We start from the raw sequence: 1,137 nt of genomic DNA on the forward strand, positions 1-1,137 counted from the left end.
CCAATTTCTTCACTCAATTGCCCCGTTGGCGTGTAGCTGAAGCGGTAACGTTCCCCTTTCTGATTTTCAATTTCACTGATTTGTAGATGGATATTATCATAACGAAATTTCAGCCGTTCGCCATCTGGCAGCCGCTTTTCGGTCATTAAATGTAATGGCGAAGCGTAGTCATATTCTGTGACTTTACCCGCTTCATCTTTAAACCAAGTCACTTTGCCATAAGCGTTGTATTGATACTCACGAGTGGTGTTATTCGGGTAGGTGATTTTTGTGATTTGTCCTAAATCGTCATAAGTATAATAGGTCTTGCCCTGTTGTCCATCACTGACGACCGTGAGCCGAAGTAAAGCATCATAACTAAATTGAAAAAGACGTCCATCGGAAAAGCCTAGCTGTTGTAATTCACCGTTATCTCCCCACGTAAAATGTTGTTCGCTACCATCAGGGTATTGGGTCGATAAACGCTGTCCATCTTCATTATAACGATGACGAGTGAGTAAACCGTCGGGCGTTTCCAACTCAATAATGTCGTCGTGATGGTTATAACGTATTCGCCATATCAGCCCATTTTTTTCAATTCGAATAATTCGTCCACGTTGCCAAGTATAATCTTCATAACTGTTGTCTGGGTAAATAATGGTTTTTAACTCGGCATTAACCGTATATTCATAGTGGGTTTGATGCCCTAACGCATCAATCTCAACGGTTTTCAATCCCTCTTCATTATACTGATAGGTTTTGGTCGCCCCATTAGCATCGGTTTCTGACTGTAACAAACCATCTTTATGGGTGTAACACTTTTGACTGCCATCAGCCATGGTGACAATCACGTTTTCATCTTGCCATGTGTAACGTTCATCTAATTGCCCAAAGTTACCCCATTGACGTAAACAACGAACATCTTGACCTTCACCCTCCCAGACCCAGTTAAATTCAGCGCCTCCAGCCATTGTTCGCTTTTGAATAACATTTAAGGCGTCATATTCATACGTTTCAGTTTGACCTGCTGCGTTAGTTGCCCCAATAAGTTGATGATGGTCATTATAGTGATAGTGCATTAGAGGGTGCAGCGTTTGCCATTCCCCTTCCACTAAAATCTGAATAGTGACCGTATCAATCAGTATTGATTGCTTATCA

Annotated in this window: 1 pseudogene; it reads right to left on the reverse strand. The window is 41.8% G+C overall.

The features are described 5' to 3' along the window. Window positions 1-1,137: pseudogene (locus A9G40_RS07145) on the reverse strand (RHS repeat protein); the annotation flags it as partial.

This window comes from Gilliamella sp. Nev3-1 (assembly GCF_001690435.1).
In the GTDB taxonomy this organism is placed as follows: Bacteria; Pseudomonadota; Gammaproteobacteria; order Enterobacterales; family Orbaceae; genus Gilliamella; species Gilliamella apicola_C.